Raw genomic sequence first — 24,227 nt, forward strand, 5'->3', positions numbered from 1 at the left:
AAAGTCGTCGACGAGCGCACACGTTTTGACCTCGCCGATTCAGTAAGGTTAGGTTTACCAAAGTGAATGCGCGTGCGGCCCACCGTTCCGAGGAGACACCCCGACCGTGACGAATGAAGATGTGCTCGACGTCGTCGGCGTAGGTTTCGGACCATCGAACCTCGCCTTGGCCATCGCCCTCGAAGAACACAATCGCGCAGTGTCGCCAGAGCAGCAACTCACGTCGCTGTTTCTTGAACAGCAGGCTCAGTTCGGCTGGCACCGCGGCATGCTGATCCCGGGGGCGACTATGCAGGTCTCCTTCCTCAAAGACCTTGTCACACAACGTAATTCGTGCAGCGAGTACAGCTTCCTCAACTACCTATCGGAACGCGGTCGGCTGACACACTTCACCAACCTGCAGACCTTCTTTCCGACTCGCTTAGAGTTCCACGACTACCTGGAATGGGCGGCGCAGCGCGTCTCAACCCCAGTCCAGTACCAATCCGAGGTCACCGACATCAGTGCCAACGGTGACGTCTTCGAGATCACCCGTCGCGGGCTACCGACCGTTCGTTCACACAACGTCGTGCTGGCCGGCGGCATCGTCGGGAAGCTCCCACCCGGTGTCACCACGGGTCGCCGGGTCTTCCACAACCACGGCCTCCTTCATCACCTCGCGGACCTCCCAGCGCGCACCCAGCGACGCTTCGTGGTCGTAGGCTCGGGTCAAAGCGGCGCGGAGGTGACGGCCCATCTTCACCAGACCTATCCGGACAGCGACGTGCACGCCGTCTTCGGCAAGTACGGCTACACCCCCTCGGACGACAGCCCCTACGCCAACCGGATCTTCGATCCCGAAGCCGTGACCGACTTCAATTCCTCGAACGAGGGCCTGCGCGAGCAGTTGCTGGCCTACCACCGGGGCACCAACTATTCCGCGGTCGACCTGGAGTTGATTGAGGATCTGTATCGGCGGGAGTATGCCGAACGGGTCGCGGGCCATCGCCGCCTCTTTGTCCAGGGCGCCTCCGCCGTGACGTCAGTCGAGGAGTCGCCCGACGGGGTCGCAGTCCAGATCGCCAGGCGCACCGACGGGACCGAGACCACACTGTTGTGCGATGCGGTCATCTACGCCACGGGTTTCCGGTCAAAAACGATCGCCGAGGTCGGAATGTCCTTGGCGCCACATTGCCTCACCGATACTCACGGGCGACCGGCCATCAACGCCGATTATCGCCTGGAAACCAGTGATGTCATTCGCGGAGAAATCTTCATCCAAGGCAATACCGAGCACACCCACGGACTGACCTCGACCCTGTTGTCGAATCTCGCGGTCCGATCAGGCGAACTGGTGTCGTCACTGGCCGCCAGCACGGCTCGGTGCACCCACGACCTCACCATGGAAGCCCGTTGGGCCGACGTCCGCACGCACGAGCTGCGCGAGGCGTTCGCCGAAAAGCACTAACCACAAGACAAGCATCCCGCCAGACCGTCACGGAAAGTCGGACACCCACGCCATGCAACGGACACTCGTCAACGGAAAAATCCATCGCGCCACCGTTACCCAGGCCGACCTGCACTACGTCGGGTCAATCACGATCGACCAAACTCTCATGAAGGAGGCCGATCTCGTCGAAGGCGAACTGGTCCACGTCGTCGACATCACCAACGGGTCCCGCCTGGAGACCTATGTCATCACCGGCCCGGCCGGCTCGGGCGTGATCTGCATCAACGGCGCGGCGGCTCACTTGGTCAACCCGAATGATCTAGTGATCATCATGTCCTACGTCAGCCTCGATGAGGCCGAGGTTCTGGTCCACCAGCCCAAGGTGGTCCATGTCGACGAGAACAACTCGATCGTCGCGCTCGGGCACGACCCCGCCGAGCCGGTCCCGGGTGCGGTCGACCAACTCTCCAGCCGCTGAGACCACCTGCGTTCTACATCTCCTCGGGCGAACTGATTCCCAGCAGACCCAGGCCGTCGACCAGCACGCGCAGGGTGAGCGAACACAGTGCCAGACGACTGCGCTGGGTCATTGCGTTCTCGGCCTTGAGCACCGGACATTGCTCATAAAAGCTCGTGAAGGTCTGTGCCAGATCAAAGAGGTACGCGGCCAGTCGGTGCGGCTCCAGCGCTTCGCCGACCTCCGCCACGACCGGACCGTAGCCAAGCACTTTGAGGGCGAGCGCCCGCTCGGCTGGCTCGGACAACAGCACCGGGCCCGTCGCCTCCGCGATGTCGGCGCGACGGAGGATCGAGCGGATCCGGGCGGCGGCGTACTGCAGGTAGGGGCCAGTGTTTCCAGTGAGGGCCACCATCCGATCCAAGTCGAAGGTGTAGTCACTGTCGTGCGATACCGATAGGTCGGCGTACTTGATCGCGCCGATGCCGACTTGGTGAGCCACCTTCTCGCGCTCTTCTTCGGAGAAGTCCGGGCGCGACTCGGTCAACACCTCGCGCGCCCGCCCAATCGCCGAGTCGACCTCGAACTGCAGGGTGACCAGGTCACCAGCGCGCGTTTTGAGTACTTTGCCGTTCTCACCGAGAACCGAACCGATCTGCACGTGGATCGGTTCGGTTTCACCGAGCCAACCCGCCAGTCGCGCTGTCTCCCAGCACATCTGGAAGTGCAATGCCTGGGTGACGCCGACGACGTATAGCGCGCGATCGGCGCCCATCTGGGCGTGTTTCCACACTGTCGCGATGTCCGAAGTGGCGTAGCCATACCCGCCGTCGGACTTGCGGATGATGAGCGGCTGCGGCTTGCCCTCGCGCCCGGTGTATCCGTCGAGGAATACGCACAGCGCACCCTCGCTGATGGTGGCGATGCCCTTCTTCTCGAGTTCTTCGCAGACCACCGGGAGCATGTCGTTGTAGGTCGACTCCCCTGCGAGATCCTCGTCGGTGAGCGTGACGTCGAGCTCGGTGTAGACACGGTTGAAGTACGTCTTGGACAGGTCGATCAGCTTCTGCCACAACCGCATTGACTCGGCGTCGCCGCTTTGGAGAAGGGTGACGCGCTTGCGCGCGCGCTGGTCGAAGGCCCCGCCTTCTCCGCTGGTCGAGTAGCCGAGCCCCCCAGGGCTCGGCGTATCGAGACCCGGAGTGGTCTCGACAAGCTCGACCGGCGTCTCGCCTTCTCCGCTGGTCGAGTAGCCGAGCCCCCCAGGGCTCGGCGTATCGAGACCCGGCGTGGCCTCGACAAGCTCGACCGGCTCGACCGGCGATGCGTCGAACTTTGCCCGCGCCGCACGGTAGAAGGCGTTGGGATCGGACTCCAGGTGCGCGGCCTCCGCACTGTCTTCGCCGACCTCCAAAAGATGCTCAATGAGCATGCCAAACGGCGTACCCCAGTCACCGATGTGGTTCTGCCGTACGACGGTGTGGCCGAGCCGCTCCATCGTGCGCGCCAGCGAGTCGCCGACAACCGTCGTCCGCAAGTGACCGACGTGCATCTCCTTGGCAACATTGGGAGACGAGTAGTCGATCGGGATGGTCTGCGGTGCGGGTACCGGAATCCCGAGTCGCTCGTCGTCAATGAGTGCCTGGGCATTCGCCGCGATCCACGGGTCAGCGAGGGTCACGTTGATGAAGCCCGGTCCGGCGATCTCCAGGCTCACCGCGAGATCGTCGATCCCCTTCTCGCGCAGCGCGTCCACGATCAGTTGCGCCACCTCGCGCGGAGACTTGCCGACCTTCTTCGCAAGAGCCATGGCGGCATTGATCTGAAGGTCGGCCGGCGCCGCCAGCTCGGGCGCCTTGCCCTTCTTCGCCTTCAGCGCGAACGGGCGGATCACCGGGTCTGCTTCTCGCCATTCATCTCCCAGGGCAACGCCGATGGCGGCCTGGACACGGGGTGCGAGCACGGATGCGGGATCAGCCATGCCCCAAGGGTAGAAGGCGATGCTCGTGTGCCTGAAACGACGGTCGAGACCAGCGTCGGTCGAGCTTGTCAAGACCACGCTGGTCGAACTTGTCGAGACCACCTCGCCACCGCGCTCCACCAGGAGAGGTGGCGGCGACGCACCATCCGCCCTCCTCGGATAGCGCCTCGTCGCCTGGGCCGGCCGCATCCTCCCCTGGACCGTGGCCGCCGACGCCCGCCCACAAGCCCAGAACCCACGAGGACGCGCACGAGCGCGGAGCCCAGGGGGATGCGGCGCGGCGTGGATGGGTCTGGCAGGAGGGCCGGAGCGAAGCGGAGGCCCGACCGGTTGTCGCGCCGCATCCCCCTGGGCGGAGCGCGGAGGCGAGGTGGTCTCGATACGCACTCACTTCGTTCGCGCTACTCGACCAGCGAGACCCCGCGCCACTCGACCAGCGAGACCCCGCGCCACCCGACCAGCGAGGTGGTGAACTCGACCAGCGACATACCGCGTGACATCTGTCAGGCACGACCGGTGACGGAACGCGTGGGAGCGCTGAACCTGCCGGCAGCAGGCTGGCGAGCATGAACCAGACAGCCGCACCCGCGGTCGAGATACGCGGGCTGACCAAGACCTTTCAAACCCCTGGCCAAGACCCTGTCGGGGCCGTACGCGGTCTCGACCTGACGATTCAGCCGGGCGAGATCGTGGCACTTCTTGGACCCAACGGCGCGGGCAAGACCACGACGTTGGACACGGTTCTCGGCCTCACCGAACCCACCTCTGGGACGGTCGAAGTTCTCGGCATGCCGCCCCGCGCTGCGATCGCGGCGGGCCGAGTGAGCGCGGTCCTGCAGTCTGGAGGTCTGCTGCGCGACCTGACCGTTCGCGAAACGGTAGAGGTGATCGCCTCGACGTACACCCACCCACGGCCGGTCGACGAGGTCCTCCATCAGGCCGCCATCCAAGACATCAGCCGACGCAAGATCAGCAAGTGCTCCGGAGGGGAACAGCAACGCGTGCGCTTCGCCCTTGCACTCCTGCCGGACCCCGACGTCCTGATCCTGGACGAGCCGACCGCCGGTATGGATGTCCAGTCGCGTCACGACTTCTGGGACAGAATGCACGCCGACGCTGCCGCAGGGCGCACGGTGATCTTCGCCACGCACTACCTGGAAGAGGCCGACGCCTTCGCGCGGCGGATCGTGATGGTCGCCGCGGGCCAGGTCGTGGCCGATGGCAGCACCGAAGAACTCCGCGCCAAGGCCAGCGGCCGCACCGTGTCCGCTGACCTTCCACCTGGCGATGCCGAGGCGCTGACTGAGCGCTTACGCCACGAACCCGCTATCCACCGGGTCGCTCTTCGCGGACACCGCATCACGCTGACCGCCGCCGACTCGGATGCCGTCGCGCTGCACCTACTTCGCGACCTCGGCGCCCTCAACCTGGAGGTCGTCTCCGGTTCGTTGGAGTCGGCCTTTCTCGCCATCACCGGCACCGACCAAACCCACCAGGAGACGTCGCGATGAACACCACCTACTACGCACTTGAGGTCAAGCGCATCGTGCGGGACCCCGCCGGTCTGTTCTTCACGGCGGGACTGCCTGCGGTGATGTACCTCATCTTCGGCGCCGCCCAGAGTTACAAAGATGAGGACGCCGTCAACGGCAATGTTGGCTTGTTCATCGCGATCTCTATGGCGGCCTACGGCGCGGTCACCGCGACGACCGGTGTCGGCGGCACCGCCGCTGTGGAGCGGATGCAAGGCTGGGGCCGCCAACTCGGGCTGACGCCCTTGCGAGACAGCCAGTACGTCCTCGTCAAGGCCGCTGTCGCCGCGACGATCGCGGTCGTTCCGATAGCCCTGATCTATGTCCTCGCGGTGTTGACCGGCGCCGAAGGCAGCGCCACTGCGTGGCTGGTCAGTGGGCTGATTGTGCTGCTTGGAGCTGGCATCTGGGCGTTGTACGGCCTTGCCATCGCCCAGGCTTTCCGCTCGGAGTCCGCGGTCTCGGTGGCCAGCGGCATGCTGGTCGTGCTGGCCTTTCTCGGCAACATCTTCTTCCCGCTATCTGGCACGATGCTGACCATCGCCAAGTTCACCCCGCTGTACGGCTACGTCCAGCTGGCGCGCTACCCATTGACGGAGGGGGCCATGATCAACAACAGCTCTGGCAGCGAGTTCTCGATCGAGCCGTTGTGGGTGCCGCTGCTCAACCTCACGATCTGGTCCGCGATCTTCGCCCTGGGAGCGGTCGCACTGGTCCGCCGCGGTCGAGGTCGGCAGTGATCTCATCGTCATCCGGCGACCCATCAGGGCGCTCCGAGCAGCAATGGGACTGGCTGCTCGGGGTGATCTGGCTAGTCTTCCTCGGTTTTCCGGTGGCCACGCTCATCACGGCGGACATCTCAACCGTCTGGTCCTGGCTCGGCATCGGGGTTCTCGTCGTTTTCGGACTTGTCTACGCCCACGGCATTTACCGACTCGACCATCATGTCGAGCACTACGACGTCACCCGCAACTCGGTCTGGCGTCTGGTCGTGATGGTGACCCTGATGTTCACACTCGCGCCGGTGCTTCACGAAGAGACCAGCGGGATGCTGCCCTACGTCGTCAGTCTGGCTCTGCTCGGCCTTCCCTTGGTGTGGGGTCTAGCGATCTGGGTGGCGAGTATCGCCGCTGCTGTGGCGGTTCCTCTCGTGGTGGGCGAGCCTGTCGCCACCTTTCTGGCCGGGATCATCGTCCTGGTGGGCGTCACGGTATTGATCATCCGCACGCTCGAAGAGCGCGCCGCTCGCAGCCGCGTGCTCGAGAAGGAGCAGGAGATCACCCAAGAACGTGACCGCGTGGCCCGTGACGTCCACGATGTCCTCGGCCACTCGTTGACGGTCGCGACAGTGAAACTCGAACTGGCGGAGCGCCTCATCGATCTTGACACTGAGCGCGCGAAAGCCGAGCTGGCACAGGTGCGTTCGATGACCCGACAGTCATTGGCCGAGATCCGTTCCACCGTCTCGGGCCTGCGCATCGCCCAACTGTCGCAGGAGGCGGACCACGCGCGTCACGCGCTCCGTGACGCCGGCATCGCGGCTGAGATCCCCATCGATCCAGAGAGCGTCGACCCACTGCATCGCAGTGTGCTCGGCTGGGCGCTACGCGAAGGGGTGACCAATGTCGTCCGCCACAGCGGTGCGGCCAACTGCACAGTCGCGTGGGGCTCGGACTGGCTGACGGTGACCGACGACGGGTCAGGTATGGGGGATCGCCCAGAGGGCAACGGGATTCGCGGAATCCGGGAGCGCGTACGACCTGCGAGTGGCACCGTCGAAATCACGTCCGGTGCCGATGGCAAGGGCACTGAGATGAAGGTGCAACTATGACGATTCGCCTACTGATCGCCGACGACCAGGCCCTTGTACGCGGAGCCATGGCCGCGTTGCTCGACCTAGAGACCGACCTGGAGGTCGTCGCCGAGGTCGGCCGTGGCGACGAAGTCGTCGCCGCAGCCCAGGACAGCCGAGCAGACGTGTGCCTGTTGGACATTGAGATGCCCGGAGGCTCTGGGATCGAGGCCGCTCGAGAACTCCGTCGCGACCTTCCAGCGGTTCGCTCGCTCATTGTGACCACCTTTGGTCGCCCTGGATACCTGCGCAGCGCCATGGACGCTGGCGCTTCTGGATTCGTCGTGAAAGACACCCCTGCGCGTGAGTTGGCCGAGGCGGTACGCCGCGTGCACCAGGGCCTCCGGGTCGTCGACCCGGCTCTCGCGACCGAGTCACTACTCGGCGGACCGAACCCGCTCACCGAGCGAGAACGGGACGTCCTACGCAGCGCGCTGAGTGGGGCAACCGTCGCGACGATCGCCCGCACGGTGAACCTCTCGGAAGGCACCGTCCGCAACTACCTCAGTTCGACAATTCGCAAGACCGACACGGCGACTCGCGTCGAGGCCGCTCACGTCGCTCAGGAACGCGGCTGGCTCTGAAGTTGTCTCCTACAGACTGTAGGAGTACCGTCAACTACGACATGTAGTAGACGGATGGAGTGGTGATGGATACGCTCGACCTCGCGCGGTGGCAGTTCGCGATCACCACCGTCTATCACTTCCTCTTCGTCCCCATGACGATCGGATTGTCGGGCGTTGTCGCCGGCTTAGAGACGGCGTACGTCCGGACGCGCCGTCCGCATCTGCTGCGCCTCACCAAGTGGTTCGGGACGCTGTTGACCATCAACGTCGCACTGGGCCTGGTCACCGGAATCGTGCAGGAATTCCAGTTCGGAATGAACTGGTCGAACTACTCGGCCTTCGTGGGCGACATCCTTGGAGCACCCCTGGCGCTCGAGGCGCTCCTCGCCTTCTTTGTGGAGTCGACATTCCTTGGCCTGTGGCTGTTTGGCTGGGGTCGCATCCCCGACAAGCTCCACGCCGCGTGCATGTGGGCCGTACATCTCGGCACGCTCGCCTCGGCCTACTTCATCCTGTCGGCAAACTCATTCATGCAGAATCCCGTGGGCTTTCGCATCAACCCGGACACCGGTCGGGCCGAGCTCACCGACTTCGTCGCCATCTTGACCAACAAGGTGCAACTCATCACCTTCCCGCACGTGATCATGGGCTCCTACATGGTCGGCGGCGCGATCGTCATGGTGGTGGGGATCTACCTGATGCGGCGCACGGGTGCGGGTCTTGGTCTCGATACGCCGAGCCCTGGGGGGCTCGTCTACTCGACCAGCGAAGGAGGTCCCACGCCGAACAGCGAAGAAGGCCCCACGCCGGTCGAGCCAAACCCCACGCTGGTCGAGCCAAACCCCTCGCCGGTCGAGCTTGTCGAGACCACCGCGATGTATCGCACCGCGGCCCGGATCGGTGCCGTCGTCGTCCTGCTCGGCGGTCTCGGCGTGGCCATCACCGGCGACCTTCAGGGCAAGGTCATGACCGAAGTCCAACCCATGAAGATGGCAGCTGCCGAGGCACTGTACGAGACCCCGCCGCCGGGCGAATGCGCCGACTTCTCCGCGCTGAGCATTGGCAGCCTTGACGGCGAGAAAGCGACCGACATCGTCACCGTGAAGTGCCTGCTGAGTTTCCTCGGCACCGGCTCCTTCGATGGAGAGATCGAGGGCATCAACGACCTGAACTCGGCATACACGCAGCGCTATGGCGGCGACCCACAGACCGCGGCTCCGTCGTACGTGCCCAATGTTCCAATCGCCTACTGGAACTTTCGCTTCATGATCGGAGCGGGTCTCTTTGCGGCGGGGTCGGCCTCGCTCGCACTGTGGTCCCTTCGCAAGGACCGCAAGGGGACTCACGGGTTTCACCTGCCAACTCAGCGATGGTGGCGCCCGCTCATCGTCCTCACGCCACTGGCCACGGTGCTCGGGCATAGCTTCGGCTGGATCTTCACCGAGGTGGGTCGACAACCCTGGGTCGTCTTTGGCGTCCTGACCACAGAGCAAGGAGTCTCACCGGGCGTCACGGCCCCAGAGATTTGGATCTCCATGGGCGCCTTCACGGCTCTTTACGGAGCGCTGGCGTTCGTCGAACTCAAGTTGCTGCTGCGCTACATCCGACGCGGGGCGCCGCCGACCGAGGAGCCTACCCCGGCGGACTCGGACGACCGCCTGACCTTCTCCTACTAGCACGAGCTGAAAGGACTGTGTGCCAATGGAACTCACGACTGTCTGGTTCGCCCTGATCGCGCTTCTGTGGTGCGGCTACTTCATGCTCGAGGGCTTCGACTTTGGCGTGGGCGCACTCCTACCCGCTCTCGGTCGTGACGGAGCCACAACCGGGGAAGACGGCGAGAAGAGGCGCCGTCTCATGCTCACCACGATCGGCCCCCACTGGGACGGCAACGAGGTCTGGCTGATCACCGCGGTCGGCGCGATGTTCGCGGCGTTCCCGGTTTGGTACGCCACCCTCTTCAGCAGCTTCTACCTTCCGATGTTGGTCGTCCTCATGGCCCTCATCCTGCGCAACGTCGGCCTGGAATATCGCCACAAGCGACAAGACGCCAGGTGGATCAGGGGCTGGGACCGGTGCATCGTAGTCGGCTCTCTCGCAACGCCGTTCGTTCTGGGCACCATGGTGGCTGCCCTGGTCGGCGGGTTGCCTCTCGATGCACGTGGTGACGTCAGCCTGGTAGGTGCGCTAGTCCGACCTACCGCACTCTTGGGCGGGCTCGCGATGGTTGGTCTCGCTGTGGTGCACGGCGCAATGTTCCTCAGCCTCAAAACCGTTGGCGCGGTGAGTGACGATGCCCGCCAGGTAGCCCGCCGAGGTTTGCCGGCGGTGCTCGTCGTGCTGTGCCTCTATGCGAGTTGGATCGCCAGCGATGGGCCTCTTGCAGGCTTCCTCGCTGCACTTTCCGTCACAGCCTTCAGTATCGCGATCGTGCTGTGTTTTCGCGGCCGCATGAAGGCGTCGTTCGTGGGCAGCATGGTTGCGATTGGCAGCATCGTCGGCGCGGCCTTTGCACGCATCTTCCCGTTCGCGATCCCCTCCAGCCTCAATCCAGTCTGGTCACTGAGCCTGCACGATGCCGCGAGCTCGCCCTACACCCTTGGCATCATGACCTGGGCTGCCGTCATCTTCCTGCCCATCACCCTGCTCTACACCGCCTACAGCTATTGGGTGTTCAGGCGTCGAATCAGCCTGCACCAGCTAGCCGTTCACTAATGGGCCCCATCGAGCCTCGCCTGCTCCGCGACGTTCCGGACGCCCGCGTTGCCGTACGCAACCTCAGTGCGCTGGGTCTCATCAAAGGCCTCCTTGCGCTACTGCAGGCCTACGCCATCACTCAATTGGTCATGGCTGTCATCTGCCAACGCCCACTCGGGGATGCCGTCACGCTCACGCTGGTGACGTGTGGCGCCCGTGGCCTGGTCACAGCGCTCGGCGAGATCACCGCGATCCGTAGCGCGGCCAAGGTCACCCGTGCGATTCGTCGACACGCGATCACCCGCTGGCTCGCAAGCTCGGTGGAGTCGCGCCCCGATTCCGCCACCGCACACTCACTGGCCACCGAAAGTGTCGACGCCGTCGAACCGTACGTCGCCCGCTATCTTCCATCGCTCGTCTCGGCGGCTGTCCTCCCACCCTTGGTCGTGATCGCCCTGCTCCTGACCGACTGGCTGAGTGCGTTGATTGTCTTCCTGACCTTGCCGTTGCTGCCCGTCTTTGCGGTGCTTATCGGACAGCACACTCGGGAGGCGGTTGACCGACGCTTTGCCGGATCGGTCCAACTCGCAGGGCATTTCGTCGACGTTGTCCGTGGTCTCCCCACACTGGTCAACTATCAACGCGCCCACCAGCAGGCAGATCAGGTCGCAGCGGTGGGGCAAGCACACCGACGCACCACGATGGGCACCTTGCGGATCGCGTTCATGTCGTCGGCTGCGCTTGAACTCATTGGGACAATCTCCGTCGCCATCGTCGCCGTGGGTGTTGGGCTACGCCTTGCGGGTGGGTCCCTCAGCCTCGAGGTCGGTCTGCTCGCCATCCTGCTCGCACCCGAGGCGTACTGGCCGTTGCGGCGCGTCGGGCAAGAGTTCCATGCGGCGAGCGACGGCGCCCACGCACTCACGGCACTTCTGGGCCAGCATGACGCCCCGACTCACGGGCCGCGAGCCGCTCAGGACGCTGTGGTGATTCGGGAACTCCACTATCGGCATGCCGATTCGGACATCGAGGTCCTGCCCGGACTGTCGGAGACCATCGGACCGGGCATCACGGCGATCACCGGGCCCTCCGGCTGCGGCAAAACCACCCTGTTGGAATTGCTGGCGGGCCTTCGCACTCCTACCTCGGGCTCGATCAGTAGCCCACCGACGCACTTCGTGACACAGACGCCCTTCCTCGTCCCCGGGAGCGTGGCCGAAAACTCCCGCATGGGCGCCGAGTCGCACGACGCGCCGACCCGGCTCGGCGAGCTACCACCCGAAATGGTGATTGGCGACGATGGCTTCGGCCTCTCCGCCGGACAACGCGCCCGGGTGGCGTTGGAGCGCGCGCTCGCCAGCCCGGCGCCGGTTCTTCTGTTCGACGAGCCCACTGCGCACCTCGATGTGTGCTCGGCAAGCGCGGTCATCAACGTCCTGCGGGAGTGTGCCGCCACCCGCATCGTGGTCGCCGTCACGCACGATCCCGCGATCCTGAGGTCAGCCGATCGTGTCATCACCATGACTGCGGGCGGTGCCCCATGCTGAGCGGGCCGGTTCTGCGCGCGGCGCTCATCGGTGCCGCCGCCACCAGCGCAGGGGCCGCGCTCACGGTGACCAGTGGCTGGCTCGTCGTTCGCGCCAGCGAGCGTCCCATCATCCTGACCCTGATCGTCGCAATCGTGTTGGTGCGAACCTTTGGCTTAGCGCGCCCGGCACTGCGCTACTTGGAGCGACTTCGCTCTCATGACGCAGCACTCAGCGACCTCATCGCACGCCGTGTACACGTCTATCGGGCACTGATTCCGCTGACCCCGGCACGACTAGGCCGACGGCGACGCGCCGATCTGCTGACCGGATTCGTTCACGACCTCGACGACATCGTGGAAGCACAGGTACGCGCCGTCGGTCCGCTGGTGTCCGTCGCGACCGTTGGCGCTCTCGCCGTGGCGCTCACCTGCTGGCTGTATGCCCCTGTCGGTGGAGTGGTCGCGGCCCAGATGATCATTGCGCTACTGGTCACGTTGATCGGCCGGCGAAGCGAACAGCACTCCGAACGATCTGCGCTACATCGCCGCGCCGAAGTCGCCCGAGCGGTGCACATGGCGACGGCGAATACCATGGGTCTGCAGGCGATCTCGGCCACCGACTGGGCGGTCCAACAGTTAGATTCCGCAGAGAATCGACCGGCCAACCACGGAACAACCCGGGCCGTCATGGCCGCCATCCTCACCTGGCTCACTGGCCTCGCCATGACCGCCGCCGCCGCGGTGCTTGCGCCTGCCGTCCTATCCGGGGCGGTTCAACCACCGGTCGCCGCCATGCTGCTCCTCACCCCACTCGCGATGGGCGAAGCGCTCGAGGTCGTTCCTGATGCCGTCCGGGCCGCGGCGCGAGCCAGCATCGCCCGTGGTCGCATGGCCGACCTGCTCGGGCAACGTCCGGCGGTTAGTGCCAACGGGAGACACCCGGTCACCACCTCTCCACATGAGTTGTCGACGCACAGCGCAACGGTCACCTGGCAGGATGGTGAGCCAATGTCGCTGCCGGACATCACGATTCGCCAAGGCGAGCATGTGACTCTTACCGGGCCCAATGGGTGCGGCAAGTCAACGATGCTCGCACTCTTGGCCAGGCACCTCGACCCAGCCACGGGGTCGGTGCGCATTGACGACCGCGACGTCCTCACCCTCCAATTGGACGACGTACGCCGCCATGTGGCGCTGGTCGACGACGAACCGCACATCTTTGATGGCTCGGTTCGAGCAAACATGCTGTTGGCCCAACCGGCCGCCTCGGACGCCGAGATCGTCCGCGCGCTTGACCATTCCGGCCTAGGCCGATGGCTCTCCGGGCTAGGGCACGGCCTGGACACGGCGATTGGAACGCACGGGAGTCCGCTCTCAGGCGGGGAGCGTGCGCGACTCGCCATCGCTCGGGCCGTGCTGTCCGAGCGCCCGTTCCTGCTGCTCGATGAACCGTTCGGGCATCTCGACCATCCGACCGCTCGCCAGATCCTCGTGGACCTACACCTGCGGGCCTCAGCACAAGCCATCCTGCTGGTCAGTCACCAACGCCTGGGTGAGGAGGGCGCCGACCGCGTCATACGCTGGCACTCTGAGATCACACCCACCAGGGCTACGGTCGGAAGAACCAGGGAAGGGACATCGGTGTGAGCGGGCGCGCGGGCATGGGCGAGTTGGAGTCCGCGGTCATGGGTGCCCTCTGGGCGGCCGATCGGCCAGTCACCGTCCGGGAAGTCATGTCGAACCTCAGCGACCGCGACCCGGCATACACCACAGTCATGACCGTGCTCGACCGGTTGGCGAAGAAGGGTCTTGCCCAGCGTGAGCGCGATGGCCGCGCCTGGCGTTACACCGCAGCCAGCACCCGCGAGGAACTCACCGCCACGGCGTTGCGCAGCACGCTGAGCGCACTGGAAGGCCCTTCCCGAAAGGCCGCTCTACTGCACTTCCTCGATGGGGCCTCTCCGGACGAAATCGCCGACCTGCGCGCTGCCCTGGACGATCTGGACTGACCATGGACCCCACCCTGGGGGCGGCGCTGCTGGTCGGCCTGGCCCTGCTGTTCTCGGGTCCGGCCCCTCGCCTGCTCCCCCGCTGGCGGGCACTTCGCGCGGTGCCAGGATCTGCTCTCATGCTGTGGCAAGCGGTTTCGCTGGCCGCGCTCATCGCGGGATTAGCTGCAGCTCCGGTCGCGGCACTCCACCCGAATGCGCCTGCCGTGTGGGTGCTCCCCGTCGCGCTCCTGGTCAGCGGAGTCCTCCTGGCCCGGCTCCTTCTTGCGGGGCATCGCACCGGTATCGCCCTACGCCGCGCCCGACGTGAGCATCGCGAACTGGTCGACCTCATCGGCTTTCCCGACCCTGGCGAACCGACCGTCCGTGTTCTGGAGCATCCGACACCTACGGCTTACTGCCTCCCAGGTATGCGCAGTCGAGTGGTGCTCTCCGAAGGTGCACTGCGCGCGCTGACCGAGCCGGAGCTGGCCGCCGTACTCGAGCACGAGCGTGCCCACCTGCGTTTTCGGCATGACTTGGTGCTGGAGCACTTCACCGTGATGCACACCGCGGTACCTGAATTCGTCCGCAGCCCAGGCGGATTGCGCGAGGTTCGGCTGCTGGTGGAGTTGCACGCCGATCGGTATGCCCGCGCCCGCCATCGCGCACGCGCGCTCGGCAGCGCCCTCGTGGCATTAGCCGAAGGTCAGCATCCGGAGGCAGGAATGGGCGCGACCGGCGACGGCATGGCCGGTGCGCGTTTGAATCAGTTACGTGACCGCGCCTCGCACCGCACCCTGAGCCTCGTCGCGGTGCTCCTTGGAGCCATCGCCCTCGCCTCACCGATCACCGTGATGGCGCTCATGCTCCCGTAGGCTTGCCGTCAAGCACACCTCAGGAGGAAGTATGACAACACCGTCCAATGGTTCATGGGGAGAAGCGCCCGAGCCTCACTACGGCACCGGGCCAAACCCCGGGCAGCCCGGCGCCCCTGGGCAGAGCCTCGGACAGGGCTTTGATCAGCAGCAGGGCTACCCTCAGCAGCCCCCGCAACAGGGTCAGCACAGCCAGCAGGGTCAGCACGGCCAACACCAGCAGGGATTTGCTCCGCAGCAGCCATACCAGCAGGCCGCCCCCAGCCCTGCAGCAGCGGGCAACAGCATCGGGGACCTGTTTAGCGACTTCGGCTTCCGCAAGGGGCTGACCGAGAGCATCGCGTCAATCGCCTTCATCATCACCGTGATCTGGGCCGTCCTGGACTTCGTTGCCGTGATGGCTAACGCCTGGGGTTCCCAGGACTTTGGCGACACCAAGGTCAAGAACATGGGCGGGTTCGAGGCCATGATGGCCACCCTCTCCGGCCTGGTGTGGCTGGTCTTTGTCGTCGTCGTGGCGCGACTCTTTTTCGAACTCTGCATCAACATTGCCCGGATGGCGCGCAACCGCGACTAGCCACCCGTACGCACACGAAGGACGCCCCGGCTCACCGAGCCCGGGCGTCCTTTAGTTAGTTGGCGCCAAGTCAGCCTTCGACAGGAAGTTCGCTTTGGACCTGATGCACTGCCCAGCGCAACAACATCACGTCATCGATGTGACCGGAGAGTTCCTGGTCGGGTATCAGGTCGTCGTCGCGCGCGAAGTAGTGCAAAGCGGCGACCACCAGGCTCAGTCGCTCGGTCGCGCCAGGGATCGGAGCACCTCGCGGCAGGGTCTCCAACTCCTCCACCCGCGCATCAATCACCGCGCAGGCGATGTCCACCGGGACACGTTGTAGCGGGTCGTGCGGATCCCAGCCTGGAAAGCGCTTGTTCTCCACACTGGAGATCAACTCCCGCAGCCGATCTGGACGGTCGGCCAAATGGCGTACCGCGCGACGGGAACTCATGAACGCAGGCGACGCCAGCAGTGTCGCAATGTCGACCTCGCCAGCCATGGCGAACCCCCTTCACGCTCGGTCAATGTGATGACTGTAGGGCGCCAAGGCAGCCCGTGTGGCGGTATCGCTTCTTCCCGTTTACTTGAGCAGGTGCTTCTGAGATGTGACGTGTGCTCACGTGGGAGAGTGTCGCCATGAGTACCCGCGATACTTCCTGGCCATACGGCCACCCCGCCTGGATCGACCTCAACAGTCACGACCTGCGCGCCACTCGAGCGACCTACGGACACCTCTTCGGCTGGGATCTCGGCGACGCCGTCGAGGGCGAATACGCCATCGCCCTCAAGAATGGGCGATCCGTCGCTGGCGTCTACGCCGCAGAAGATGGCAAGTCCCCCGCCTGGTTGCTGTACTTCGGGACTGATGACGTCACCGCGACCGTCGAACGGGCGACTGAGGCTGGCGCGACCGTGCTCGTGGCGGCCTCCGACGCGGGCCCGGCATCTGGCCGGTTCGCGATCCTGCAGGACCCCGCCGGCGCAGCCTTCGGCCTGTGGCAGGGCGGCGAACTCACCGGTATGCAGATGGTCGGCGAGCCTGGCGGCTTCGGCTGGGCTTCGCTGCTGACCCGCGATCTGCCGACGGCGAGCGAGTTCTACTCCACGCTCTTCGGCTACCGCTACGACGAGATCACTCCGGATCTGCTGACGGCACGCAACGCGGACGGCGAGGCCGTCGCAACCCTGCATCTGGCCGACCAGCTCCCCGACGATGTCCCACCCACGTGGAACATTCACCTCGCCGTGGCTAGCCGCGATGCGACCGTGTCGCTGGCCGAGATGGAGGACGACCTGGATGTTCTCGCGACCTTCGACACCTCCTTTGGTGCCGAAGCCGTTCTTCGTGGTCCCAGCGGCGAAGTCTTCAACGTCATGGAGACGCTCGACACCGAGTAAGCACCGGGTAGGCGCGCACGTCCCGGCTCTCGCCTCATCCGGGTCACCAGGAATAATCGGCGCCATGCGTTCCCTCGCCGATGTCCAGCCGTCCATTGCTCTCGGCGCCCTCGATGGCCGTTACCGCTCCGCGGTGGCGCCCTTGGTCGACCACCTGTCAGAGGCGGCGCTGAACCGCCGTCGAGTGCACGTCGAGGTGGAGTGGCTGATCCACCTCACCGACGCGGGCGTGGTGCCCGGCGTACGCTCGCTGACGGCAGATGAGCAGGCGGCATTGCGCCAGGTGGTCGAGGATTTCGGCGCCGAGGATATCGCCGAGCTCGCCGACATCGAGCGCGAAACCGTTCATGACGTCAAAGCCGTCGAGTACTACCTCAAGCGCCGACTCGACACGATTGTCGGCAGCGACTCCGACGGTCTCGGTGAGTTGATCCACTTCGGATGCACCAGTGAGGACATCAACAACACCTCCTACGCGCTCATGGTGCGGGGCGCGCTGGAGCAGGTATGGCTGCCGAAGGCCCGGACCCTCGTCGAGCAGATTGCGGCAATGGCGCGCGACCTGCGCGAGATCCCGATGCTGTCGCGGACACACGGCCAAGCGGCAACCCCCACCACGCTCGGCAAGGAACTCGCGGTGCTGGCTCACCGCCTCGATCGGCAACTGCGGCGACTTTCTCAGCAGGACTATCTCGCCAAGATGTCCGGTGCGACGGGCACCTTTGGTGCGCACGCCGCCGCGCTGCCCGATGTCGACTGGCCGCAGGTGTCGCGCGCCTTCGTCGAGGACCGTCTTGGCCTGACGTGGAATCCGCTCACCACGCAGATCGAGAGCCACGACTGGCAGGCCGAGCTTTATGCCGACGTGGCACGGTTCAATCGCGTCCTGCACAACCTGTGCACCGACGTGTGGTCCTACATCTCCCTTGGCTACTTCGCGCAGGTGCGCGGCCAGGGAACCGTCGGCTCTTCGACCATGCCGCACAAGGTCAACCCGATTCGCTTCGAGAATGCCGAAGCCAACCTGGAGGTCAGCAACGCCCTCCTCGACGTCCTGGCTTCAACGTTGGTGACCTCCCGGTTGCAGCGGGACCTCACCGACTCCTCGATGCAGCGCAATATCGGCACCGCCTTTGGACATTCGCTGCTCGCCATCGACAACGCCGCGCGCGGTCTCGCCGGTCTTGATGCCGTACCCGCAACTATGGCAGCCGACCTGGACGCCAACTGGGAAGTCTTGGGTGAGCCCATCCAGTCGGCGATGCGCGCACTCGGCGCGCAAGGGGTACCCGGCATGGACAAGCCCTACGAGCGCCTAAAGGAACTCACCCGCGGGCGGCGCATCAACGGCGAAGACCTGGCCGAATTCGTGAAGGGCCTGGGGCTACCGAGCGACGTGGAGGCACGTTTCTTGGAGATGACCCCGCGGTCGTACGTCGGTCTCGCCCCGCGGTTGGTCGACTATCTGGATGTCTCGTCCCCGTCCTGATTCAAGAATCAACTATCGCAGTTAACCCCTTGATCATCGATCCTGGTTCACGATGAGCGCACAGTGCGGGTGAACTCGTCGCCCCACTGACGATCACAAGGGGATATCACCATGGGAAAGATCCAACACGTAGGTGCACTCGCCGCCGCTGCCGTGGCGTTCTCGGGCCTAGGAGGCGTCGCGCTTGCCGATTCCGCATCGGCCGCCGACAAGTGGTGCCCGTACAAAGTGACGGCCAGCGCGTTGAAGATCCGCACCGGGCCAGGCACGAACTACACCGCAACCCACCAGGTCTCTAAGGGCAAGCAGGGTCTTGGCAGCGAACAGACCAAGAACGGCTTCCGACAGTTCGACGGAGGCTGGGCCTCCACGAAGTACCTCCAGCGCACTGGCGGGTTGTGCGCAACTGCCTAACGCTCACGATGACGCCGGGTCCCGGGGCCCGAGACTTCTCCAGCCCCGGGATCCAGCCTCGACAACTGGCCTCAGACAGTGACGTCGCCCTCAGCGGTACGGAACGTCACCGACAACAAGCCGGGCGTGCCCGCTGGGCACGAGAAGTCGAACTCGACGTCGGGCTCCCACTCGTCCCGGTCCACGCCGGGAGTGCCAGACAAGCCGAGCCACTCGCGAACGCGGTTGGGCGAGCCAGCAATCTGCATCCCGCTCAGCGCGCATGACGAGGCGCCGTCACCGGACGGGTGGTCCTGGGGGTTGTCGTAGGCGATGAAGAACGGCACCTGCGGGTCGGCCATCAAACCCTTGACGCCAAGCTGCCGCCAGGTGACCTCGGTGCCATTCGGGCGGTGCCGGTTGCCGGGGACCGCTTCGCGACCGACCAGGCGCTCGGCCCCAGCCATGTCCTCAACTTCGACAACCCACCCGAGCCAGCCGCCGCCAGCCTCGCTGCGGGCGCGTACGGCCTTGCCAAAAGGAGCCTTGTCAGAGGCAGGGTGATCCAAGGGCTCGACGACTTCAAGGAAGCGATGGCCATCGAGCGGGATGATCTCGTTGCGCGTCCCAAATCGGGGATGCAGACCTCCGTCTACAACCTCGATGCCGAGTCGTTCTCCGAGCCGCTTCGCGGTTGCCCCCAGGCCGTCCGGCTCTGCGGCATACACCACATGGTCGATGCGCATATGAGCATCGTGCCATGGGTCACATCGACGATTTGACGAGGGGTCGGGCTACGCCGAATTCCGTTGGCGCTCAGCCTCATAGAGCAGAATCGCGGCCGACGTCGCGACGTTGAGCGAGTTGACCTGTCCGTGCATGGGGATGCGAACGCGGTGTTCTGCGGCATCCATGAGGCGGTCGGTGAGGCCTTCCTTCTCCGTGCCGACCGCGATCGCGACAGGCCCCGTGAGGTCGATCTCGGTGTGCGACAGGTCGCTGTCCGGGGTCGCCGCCAACAGGCGTACGCCACCCTCCTGAAGCCATTGCAGCGTCGCCTCGGTCGTGTCCGTTGCGACCGGCACCGAGAACACCGTGCCTTTGCTCGAACGCACCACGTTGGGGTTGCCCCAGTCGGTCACTGGGTCAGCCGCCACCACCGCATCGACCCCGGCAGCATCGGCAGTGCGCAACATCGCGCCAAGATTGCCCGGCTTCTCGATGCCTTCCGCGACCAGCAGCAGCGGATCGACCGGCAGGATCAAGTCCTGGAGGGTTCGCGCAATAGCGGGCACCACCGCCAGGACGCCATCCGGGCCTTCGCGATAGGCGACCTTCTCGAATGCGCTCCGGGACGTACGCAGCACTGTCGCCTCGGGCGCACGCTCCACGAGCGCACGTTCCCGGTCAGCGTCCTGGATGAGGTCGGGGCACAACACCAACGTCTTCGGCCGCACGCCAGCGGCAAGCGCCAACTCCAACTCGTCGATTCCGTCGACCATCGTCACACCCTGCTGGTCGCGGACGCGGCGACGGCGCAAGGCAGCGATGGCCTTCAGCCGAGGATTGGCTGGCGAGGTAAGCAGTGCCTGCGCCATGGGCGGGACGGAGGTCTGGCTCAGGCCGCGAGCGCAGCGCGGACGTCGTCGGCCAGGTCAGCCGGCTTAGTCGTGGAGCCGAACCGCTTGATGACTTTGCCGTCCTTGCCGACGAGGAACTTGGTGAAGTTCCACTTGATGCGGTTGCCGAGGACGCCGCCCTTTTCGCTGCGAAGCCAAGCAAACAACGGGTGGGCGTCGTCGCCATTCACGTCGACCTTGGCATACATCGGGAAGGTGACGCCGTAGTTCTTCTCGCAGAACGCACCGATTTCGTCAGCCTCGCCAGGCTCCTGGCTACCGAACTGGTTGCAGGGAAAGCCGAGCACGACAAGGCCCTGGTCGCGGAACTCCTGATAGAGGTTCTCGAGGCCCTCGTATTGCGGGGTGAATCCGCACTTGCTCGCGGTGTTGACGACGAGCACGACCTGACCCGCGTAGTCAGCGAGCGCTGATTCGGCACCCTCAAGGGTGGTGGCGGTGAAGTCGTTGATGGTCGTCATGGTGTCGAGTCTAGGCCGGGGCCCTCCGCGGCCAGGAAAGCCTCCAACACGACCGCGAGCCCGTCGTCCTCGACCGTTGCGGTGACCTCATCGGCCACGTCCTGAACTTCTTGGGGTGCTTGCCCCATGGCGACCCCCCGCGCAGCCCACTGCAACATCTCCACGTCGTTGCGCTGGTCTCCCACCGCGAGAGTGTGCGCGGCGCCGACACCAAGGTCGGTACGGATGTCCTCCAGCGCCGAGGCCTTCGAGACTCCGTCGGGATTGATGTCGAGCCAGGCCGTGAATCCGACGGCGTAGTTGACGCCATGCAGTCCGATCCGCTCGGCGAGCGCCACGAAGTCCTCGGCGGTGCCGCTCGGTGATCGGAAAGTCACCCGGGTGGCGGGGTGAGCGCCCAGTTCATCCCACTCGACTTCGATCTGATCGGCCATCAGCTCACCGTCCGGAAAGCGGGCGCTGACCAAGTGACCGATGCCGGGTACTTCGACCGCAACCAACGCATCCGGCCAGGTTCCGCGGAGCCGACCCAGCACCGGCGCAGGGTCGAAGGTGGTGGCCTGAAGGAGCGTGAAGTCACCCTCCACGCCGGGGTCGAGCAGGATCGTGATGGCCCCGTTGGCGCATACCGCCGGACCATGCGTCAGCCCGAGTTCAGCGGCAATGGGCAGGGTCGCAGAGGTCGAACGCCCCGTCGCCAAGACCACATGATGCCCCGCGTCAGCAACCGCGCGGATGGCGGCGCGAACACGATCACTCAGATGACCGTCGAAATGGATCGTGGTGCCATCAATGTCGAGAGCGATGAGCCAAGGCACGCCCCAACCTTATCGCCGGTCGAGCCGGCAACTATTGCGGCGTTGGCCGCGGTCGGGACCCTAGCGGCGTTTGACCAGCCCGACCACTCCGAGCAGGAGCATGAAGACGCCGACTGCGGTGACGAGATAGAGCCCCCACCCGACGGACAGCGCCTGGTCGACCGAAGCCCCCGGCAGGGAGGGGGCGTTCGACAGTTTGTCGGCCTCATCGGTGATGTCGATGTAGTTGAGGATGCCGACGCCGGCGATCAGGAGTCCGCCAACGGCTCCGCCGATCGCGCCGAGAGTTGGCACCTTCCCGAGGGCACGCACCAGCGCGAGGAGGCCAACGATCACGGCGATGACGATGATGTAGTACCCGTCCTTGACCTCGTCCTGTTCGGCTGCCGGACCGGTCCCGTTTTCCATGGCCTGGTCGGGGTTGTCACAGATGGTCTGCAAACTGGGCGGCAGCGTTCCGGAACACTCCGCATCGACGGACTGGTTGCCGATTCCAGTCATCGATACTGACCCGGTGAACGTGCTCTCCACTCCGGGGACACTGCTGCCCGACACGGTGGATTCCAGGGTCGCCCATGTCACGACCGAGCCGATGATCGCCAGGACGCACATCAGGAGCAATGCCCACCCGACGAATTTGCTCCCACCGCTAACCTTGTTGGTTCCGATGACGCCGTACGACTGCCCATAGGCGGGTTGCAGGCCGTACTGCTGTTGTTGGCCGTAGCCCTGTTGTGGTTGCTGGCCGTAAGGCGGTTGCTGCCCATACGACGGTTGCTGGCCGTAACCCTGTTGTGGCTGCTGGCCGTAGGGCGGTTGCTGGCCGTAGCCCTGTTGTGGCGGCTGGCCATAAGGCGGCTGCTGACCGTACCCCTGTTGTCCCTGACCTGAGTTCTGCCCGAACCCTTGACCCAAGCTGGGTCGGCCTTGCTCCCCATAGGGATTCGGCTGCCCCTGCTGTGGCCCACCCGGCGTGCTCATAGTGCTCCCATCACGTGTCACTTCCCGCGCGCAACCTAGCACCGGGCAGGCCAAACCGCCTATGGAATCGACGCAGCGCAGACCGCTGCGGTTCCCTCGCTCGACGCCGCGGGTGCCCGATGCCCTACAGCGGCGTCAGGACGTCCGTGCCGAGATAGGGCTGCAGCACCCGGGGAACTCGAACCGATCCGTCCGCTTGCTGATGATTTTCCAGCAACGCGACGATCGGTCGGGTGTCGGTGAGCATGGTGCCGTTGAGGGTCGCGACATAGTCGGTCTTGCCCTCCTCGGTGCGGTAGCGGATCCCCAGACGACGGGCCTGGAACTGCGTCGTGTTCGAGGTCGAGGTCAGTTCGCGGTACTTGCCCTGCGTCGGCACCCACGCCTCGCAGTCGTACTTGCGCGCGGCCGACCCGCCGAGGTCGCCGGCAGCGACGTCGATGACGCGATAGGGCAACTCCAACCCGTCGAGGAGGCGCTTCTCAATGCGCAGCAGATTGTCATGCTCGGCGACGGCGTCTTCCGGCCTGCAGTAGATGAACATCTCGGTCTTGGTGAACTGGTGCACCCGGAAGATCCCGCGAGTGTCCTTGCCGTAGGAGCCTGCCTCCTTGCGGTAGCAGGTGGAGGTCGCCGTGTAGCGCAGCGGCCCGCCAGCAAGGTCGATGATCTCGTCGGTGTGGAAGCCCGCGAGCGCTACCTCACTAGTGCCGGTGAGGTACAGGTCGGCGTCCGCCACGCGATAGACGTCGTCGTGTGCATCGAGGTAGCCCGTGCCTCCCATCGTCGCGGCGTTCACCATCGTGGGCACGGCAAGCGGCGTGAAGCCTTCTTCGTAGGCGATGCTCTGGGCGTACGCCATCAGCGCCTGCGAGAGACGCGCACCGGCGCCTTTGAGGAAGTAGAACCGGGCACCGCTGACCTTCGCACCACGCGACATATCGATCGCGCCGAGCTTCTCGCCCAGCGCGAGATGGTCGAGCGGCTCAAAATCGAATGTCGTTGTCGTTCCGACTGTTTCGAGGGTATTGAAGTTGTCCTCACCGCCTGCAGGAACTCCGTCCTTGACGATGTTCCCCAGGCTGCGCAGGGCCGTCTCATAAACCTCGCCCGCCTGATTGGCCGCGGCCTCCAGTTCCTTGACGCGGTTGCTGAGCTCGGTGGCCGCATCCCGTGCAGCCTGCGCCTCGCGCTCGAGGTCTTCGGTGGGCTCGCCAGCCTTCTGAGCTGCCTTGACCTTGCCCATCGCCGCGCCGATGCCCTTGCTCACCGACTTCTGCTCACTACGCGCCTGCTCAAAGGCTTGGAGCGAGGAGCGACGACGCTCATCGGCCGCCAGGATCGTGTCCACGATCGTCTCGTCCTCGCCTCGGGTGCGCTGGCTGGCGCGTACCAGGTCGGGGTTCTCTCGGAGCAGTTTGATGTCGATCACGGGTCAAGGCTAACGACGTCGACCCACACATCTCGCGAGCATTACGGGTTCTGGTAGCCCAGTCGGGTTGAGCGACACCCGACACGGGGTTGGTTCTCGGCCGCGCGAAGCTCCATCGTGGATGGTGATCGATCGAGTCGAGTCTCGA

General features: G+C 65.1%; 24 protein-coding genes. 16 read left to right on the top strand and 8 right to left on the bottom strand.

The features are described from left to right. Positions 1-106 precede the first annotated feature (106 nt). Both F562_RS19115 and panD read left to right on the top strand, forming a co-directional pair. The gene (locus F562_RS19115) at positions 107-1,447 is read left to right on the top strand and encodes a lysine N(6)-hydroxylase/L-ornithine N(5)-oxygenase family protein (RefSeq protein ID WP_018157347.1); all 1,341 of its coding nucleotides are present in this window, start codon (positions 107-109) and stop codon (positions 1,445-1,447) included. 52 nt (positions 1,448-1,499) lie between these two features. Then, positions 1,500-1,907: an aspartate 1-decarboxylase gene (gene panD / locus F562_RS0112710; RefSeq protein ID WP_018157348.1), complete on the top strand. Its 408-nt coding sequence runs from the start codon at positions 1,500-1,502 to the stop codon at positions 1,905-1,907. 13 nt (positions 1,908-1,920) lie between these two features. Here the strand turns inward: panD and argS are convergent, their stop codons facing one another. Continuing rightward, complete coding sequence (gene argS / locus F562_RS0112715) at positions 1,921-3,867, bottom strand: arginine--tRNA ligase (RefSeq protein WP_026181252.1); 1,947 nt, start codon at positions 3,865-3,867, stop codon at positions 1,921-1,923. Between the two features lie 566 nt (positions 3,868-4,433). On the opposite strand from argS, the gene F562_RS0112725 reads away from it, so the two are divergent. The 11 genes from F562_RS0112725 (at position 4,434) to F562_RS0112775 (ending at position 15,485) form a co-directional block, all read left to right on the top strand. Beyond that, positions 4,434-5,378 (top strand): ABC transporter ATP-binding protein, encoded by a 945-nt coding sequence (locus F562_RS0112725; RefSeq protein WP_018157350.1) that lies wholly within the window; start codon positions 4,434-4,436, stop codon positions 5,376-5,378. Then, entirely contained in the window at positions 5,375-6,139 is a 765-nt protein-coding gene (locus F562_RS0112730) for an ABC transporter permease (RefSeq protein ID WP_018157351.1), read from the top strand. Before F562_RS0112725 ends, F562_RS0112730 begins: the two co-directional genes overlap by 4 nt. Next, on the top strand, positions 6,136-7,230 hold the full coding sequence (locus F562_RS0112735; RefSeq protein ID WP_018157352.1) for a sensor histidine kinase: 1,095 nt from the start codon (positions 6,136-6,138) through the stop codon (positions 7,228-7,230). Before F562_RS0112730 ends, F562_RS0112735 begins: the two co-directional genes overlap by 4 nt. Next, positions 7,227-7,835 carry a response regulator transcription factor gene (locus F562_RS0112740; protein ID WP_018157353.1) on the top strand — a complete coding sequence of 203 codons (609 nt, stop codon included), beginning with the start codon at positions 7,227-7,229 and terminating at the stop codon, positions 7,833-7,835. The genes F562_RS0112735 and F562_RS0112740 overlap by 4 nt, the downstream gene beginning before the upstream one ends. Before the next feature lie 65 nt (positions 7,836-7,900). After that, positions 7,901-9,493 (top strand): cytochrome ubiquinol oxidase subunit I, encoded by a 1,593-nt coding sequence (locus F562_RS0112745; RefSeq protein ID WP_018157354.1) that lies wholly within the window; start codon positions 7,901-7,903, stop codon positions 9,491-9,493. A gap of 25 nt (positions 9,494-9,518) precedes the next feature. Further along, positions 9,519-10,532: a cytochrome d ubiquinol oxidase subunit II gene (gene cydB / locus F562_RS0112750; protein WP_018157355.1), complete on the top strand. Its 1,014-nt coding sequence runs from the start codon at positions 9,519-9,521 to the stop codon at positions 10,530-10,532. Further along, the gene (locus F562_RS0112755) at positions 10,532-12,061 is read left to right on the top strand and encodes an ABC transporter ATP-binding protein/permease (protein WP_018157356.1); all 1,530 of its coding nucleotides are present in this window, start codon (positions 10,532-10,534) and stop codon (positions 12,059-12,061) included. Before cydB ends, F562_RS0112755 begins: the two co-directional genes overlap by 1 nt. Continuing rightward, positions 12,055-13,689, top strand: coding sequence for a thiol reductant ABC exporter subunit CydC (gene cydC / locus F562_RS19120; protein WP_018157357.1), 1,635 nt, complete (start codon positions 12,055-12,057; stop codon positions 13,687-13,689). Before F562_RS0112755 ends, cydC begins: the two co-directional genes overlap by 7 nt. Then, positions 13,686-14,051, top strand: a complete 366-nt coding sequence (locus F562_RS0112765; protein WP_018157358.1) for a BlaI/MecI/CopY family transcriptional regulator — start codon at positions 13,686-13,688, stop codon at positions 14,049-14,051. Before cydC ends, F562_RS0112765 begins: the two co-directional genes overlap by 4 nt. 2 nt (positions 14,052-14,053) lie before the next feature. Then, positions 14,054-14,908 carry a M56 family metallopeptidase gene (locus F562_RS19125; protein ID WP_018157359.1) on the top strand — a complete coding sequence of 285 codons (855 nt, stop codon included), beginning with the start codon at positions 14,054-14,056 and terminating at the stop codon, positions 14,906-14,908. 31 nt (positions 14,909-14,939) lie between these two features. Further along, positions 14,940-15,485, top strand: a complete 546-nt coding sequence (locus F562_RS0112775; RefSeq protein ID WP_026181253.1) for a DUF4282 domain-containing protein — start codon at positions 14,940-14,942, stop codon at positions 15,483-15,485. A 70-nt stretch (positions 15,486-15,555) separates the two neighbouring features. On the opposite strand, the gene F562_RS0112780 is transcribed toward F562_RS0112775, so the two are convergent. Beyond that, positions 15,556-15,966, bottom strand: a complete 411-nt coding sequence (locus tag F562_RS0112780) for a hypothetical protein (RefSeq protein WP_018157360.1) — start codon at positions 15,964-15,966, stop codon at positions 15,556-15,558. A gap of 137 nt (positions 15,967-16,103) precedes the next feature. Between F562_RS0112780 and F562_RS19130 the strand changes: the two genes are divergently transcribed. The 3 genes from F562_RS19130 to F562_RS19135 all read left to right on the top strand — a co-directional run bounded on the left by F562_RS19130 (position 16,104) and on the right by F562_RS19135 (position 18,768). After that, complete coding sequence (locus F562_RS19130) at positions 16,104-16,865, top strand: VOC family protein (protein WP_156822647.1); 762 nt, start codon at positions 16,104-16,106, stop codon at positions 16,863-16,865. Between the two features lie 64 nt (positions 16,866-16,929). Continuing rightward, positions 16,930-18,354 (top strand): adenylosuccinate lyase, encoded by a 1,425-nt coding sequence (gene purB, locus F562_RS0112790; RefSeq protein ID WP_018157362.1) that lies wholly within the window; start codon positions 16,930-16,932, stop codon positions 18,352-18,354. 111 nt (positions 18,355-18,465) lie between these two features. Continuing rightward, positions 18,466-18,768, top strand: coding sequence for an SH3 domain-containing protein (locus F562_RS19135; protein ID WP_018157363.1), 303 nt, complete (start codon positions 18,466-18,468; stop codon positions 18,766-18,768). A gap of 71 nt (positions 18,769-18,839) precedes the next feature. Here the strand turns inward: F562_RS19135 and F562_RS0112800 are convergent, their stop codons facing one another. The 6 genes from F562_RS0112800 to serS all read right to left on the bottom strand — a co-directional run bounded on the left by F562_RS0112800 (position 18,840) and on the right by serS (position 24,079). Beyond that, on the bottom strand, positions 18,840-19,493 hold the full coding sequence (locus tag F562_RS0112800; RefSeq protein ID WP_018157364.1) for a VOC family protein: 654 nt from the start codon (positions 19,491-19,493) through the stop codon (positions 18,840-18,842). 48 nt (positions 19,494-19,541) lie between these two features. Beyond that, on the bottom strand, positions 19,542-20,345 hold the full coding sequence (locus F562_RS0112805; protein ID WP_018157365.1) for a TrmH family RNA methyltransferase: 804 nt from the start codon (positions 20,343-20,345) through the stop codon (positions 19,542-19,544). Positions 20,346-20,365: 20 nt separating this feature from the next. Beyond that, positions 20,366-20,848 (bottom strand): glutathione peroxidase, encoded by a 483-nt coding sequence (locus F562_RS0112810; RefSeq protein ID WP_018157366.1) that lies wholly within the window; start codon positions 20,846-20,848, stop codon positions 20,366-20,368. Further along, the gene (locus F562_RS0112815) at positions 20,845-21,666 is read right to left on the bottom strand and encodes an HAD family hydrolase (protein ID WP_018157367.1); all 822 of its coding nucleotides are present in this window, start codon (positions 21,664-21,666) and stop codon (positions 20,845-20,847) included. Before F562_RS0112815 ends, F562_RS0112810 begins: the two co-directional genes overlap by 4 nt. Positions 21,667-21,726: 60 nt before the next feature. Beyond that, positions 21,727-22,647 (bottom strand): hypothetical protein, encoded by a 921-nt coding sequence (locus F562_RS21070; protein ID WP_211206457.1) that lies wholly within the window; start codon positions 22,645-22,647, stop codon positions 21,727-21,729. Positions 22,648-22,771: 124 nt separating this feature from the next. Next, on the bottom strand, positions 22,772-24,079 hold the full coding sequence (serS, locus tag F562_RS0112830) for a serine--tRNA ligase (protein ID WP_018157370.1): 1,308 nt from the start codon (positions 24,077-24,079) through the stop codon (positions 22,772-22,774). Between the last annotated feature and the right edge of the window lie 148 nt (positions 24,080-24,227).

Source organism: Demetria terragena DSM 11295 (assembly GCF_000376825.1).
In the GTDB taxonomy this organism is placed as follows: domain Bacteria; phylum Actinomycetota; class Actinomycetes; order Actinomycetales; family Dermatophilaceae; genus Demetria; species Demetria terragena.

Coding starts and splice junctions, on each gene's coding strand:
- F562_RS0112800 (WP_018157364.1), bottom strand. CDS start 19,493: ATGCGCATCGACCATGTGGTGTATGCCGCAGAGCCGGACGGCCTGGGG.
- F562_RS19125 (WP_018157359.1), top strand. CDS start 14,054: ATGGACCCCACCCTGGGGGCGGCGCTGCTGGTCGGCCTGGCCCTGCTG.
- F562_RS0112780 (WP_018157360.1), bottom strand. CDS start 15,966: ATGGCTGGCGAGGTCGACATTGCGACACTGCTGGCGTCGCCTGCGTTC.
- cydC (WP_018157357.1), top strand. CDS start 12,055: ATGCTGAGCGGGCCGGTTCTGCGCGCGGCGCTCATCGGTGCCGCCGCC.
- F562_RS0112805 (WP_018157365.1), bottom strand. CDS start 20,345: ATGGCGCAGGCACTGCTTACCTCGCCAGCCAATCCTCGGCTGAAGGCC.
- F562_RS0112725 (WP_018157350.1), top strand. CDS start 4,434: ATGAACCAGACAGCCGCACCCGCGGTCGAGATACGCGGGCTGACCAAG.
- F562_RS0112745 (WP_018157354.1), top strand. CDS start 7,901: ATGGATACGCTCGACCTCGCGCGGTGGCAGTTCGCGATCACCACCGTC.
- panD (WP_018157348.1), top strand. CDS start 1,500: ATGCAACGGACACTCGTCAACGGAAAAATCCATCGCGCCACCGTTACC.
- F562_RS0112755 (WP_018157356.1), top strand. CDS start 10,532: ATGGGCCCCATCGAGCCTCGCCTGCTCCGCGACGTTCCGGACGCCCGC.
- F562_RS19130 (WP_156822647.1), top strand. CDS start 16,104: ATGAGTACCCGCGATACTTCCTGGCCATACGGCCACCCCGCCTGGATC.
- F562_RS0112810 (WP_018157366.1), bottom strand. CDS start 20,848: ATGACGACCATCAACGACTTCACCGCCACCACCCTTGAGGGTGCCGAA.
- cydB (WP_018157355.1), top strand. CDS start 9,519: ATGGAACTCACGACTGTCTGGTTCGCCCTGATCGCGCTTCTGTGGTGC.
- F562_RS19135 (WP_018157363.1), top strand. CDS start 18,466: ATGGGAAAGATCCAACACGTAGGTGCACTCGCCGCCGCTGCCGTGGCG.
- argS (WP_026181252.1), bottom strand. CDS start 3,867: ATGGCTGATCCCGCATCCGTGCTCGCACCCCGTGTCCAGGCCGCCATC.
- F562_RS21070 (WP_211206457.1), bottom strand. CDS start 22,647: ATGAGCACGCCGGGTGGGCCACAGCAGGGGCAGCCGAATCCCTATGGG.
- purB (WP_018157362.1), top strand. CDS start 16,930: ATGCGTTCCCTCGCCGATGTCCAGCCGTCCATTGCTCTCGGCGCCCTC.
- F562_RS0112730 (WP_018157351.1), top strand. CDS start 5,375: ATGAACACCACCTACTACGCACTTGAGGTCAAGCGCATCGTGCGGGAC.
- F562_RS0112740 (WP_018157353.1), top strand. CDS start 7,227: ATGACGATTCGCCTACTGATCGCCGACGACCAGGCCCTTGTACGCGGA.
- F562_RS0112775 (WP_026181253.1), top strand. CDS start 14,940: ATGACAACACCGTCCAATGGTTCATGGGGAGAAGCGCCCGAGCCTCAC.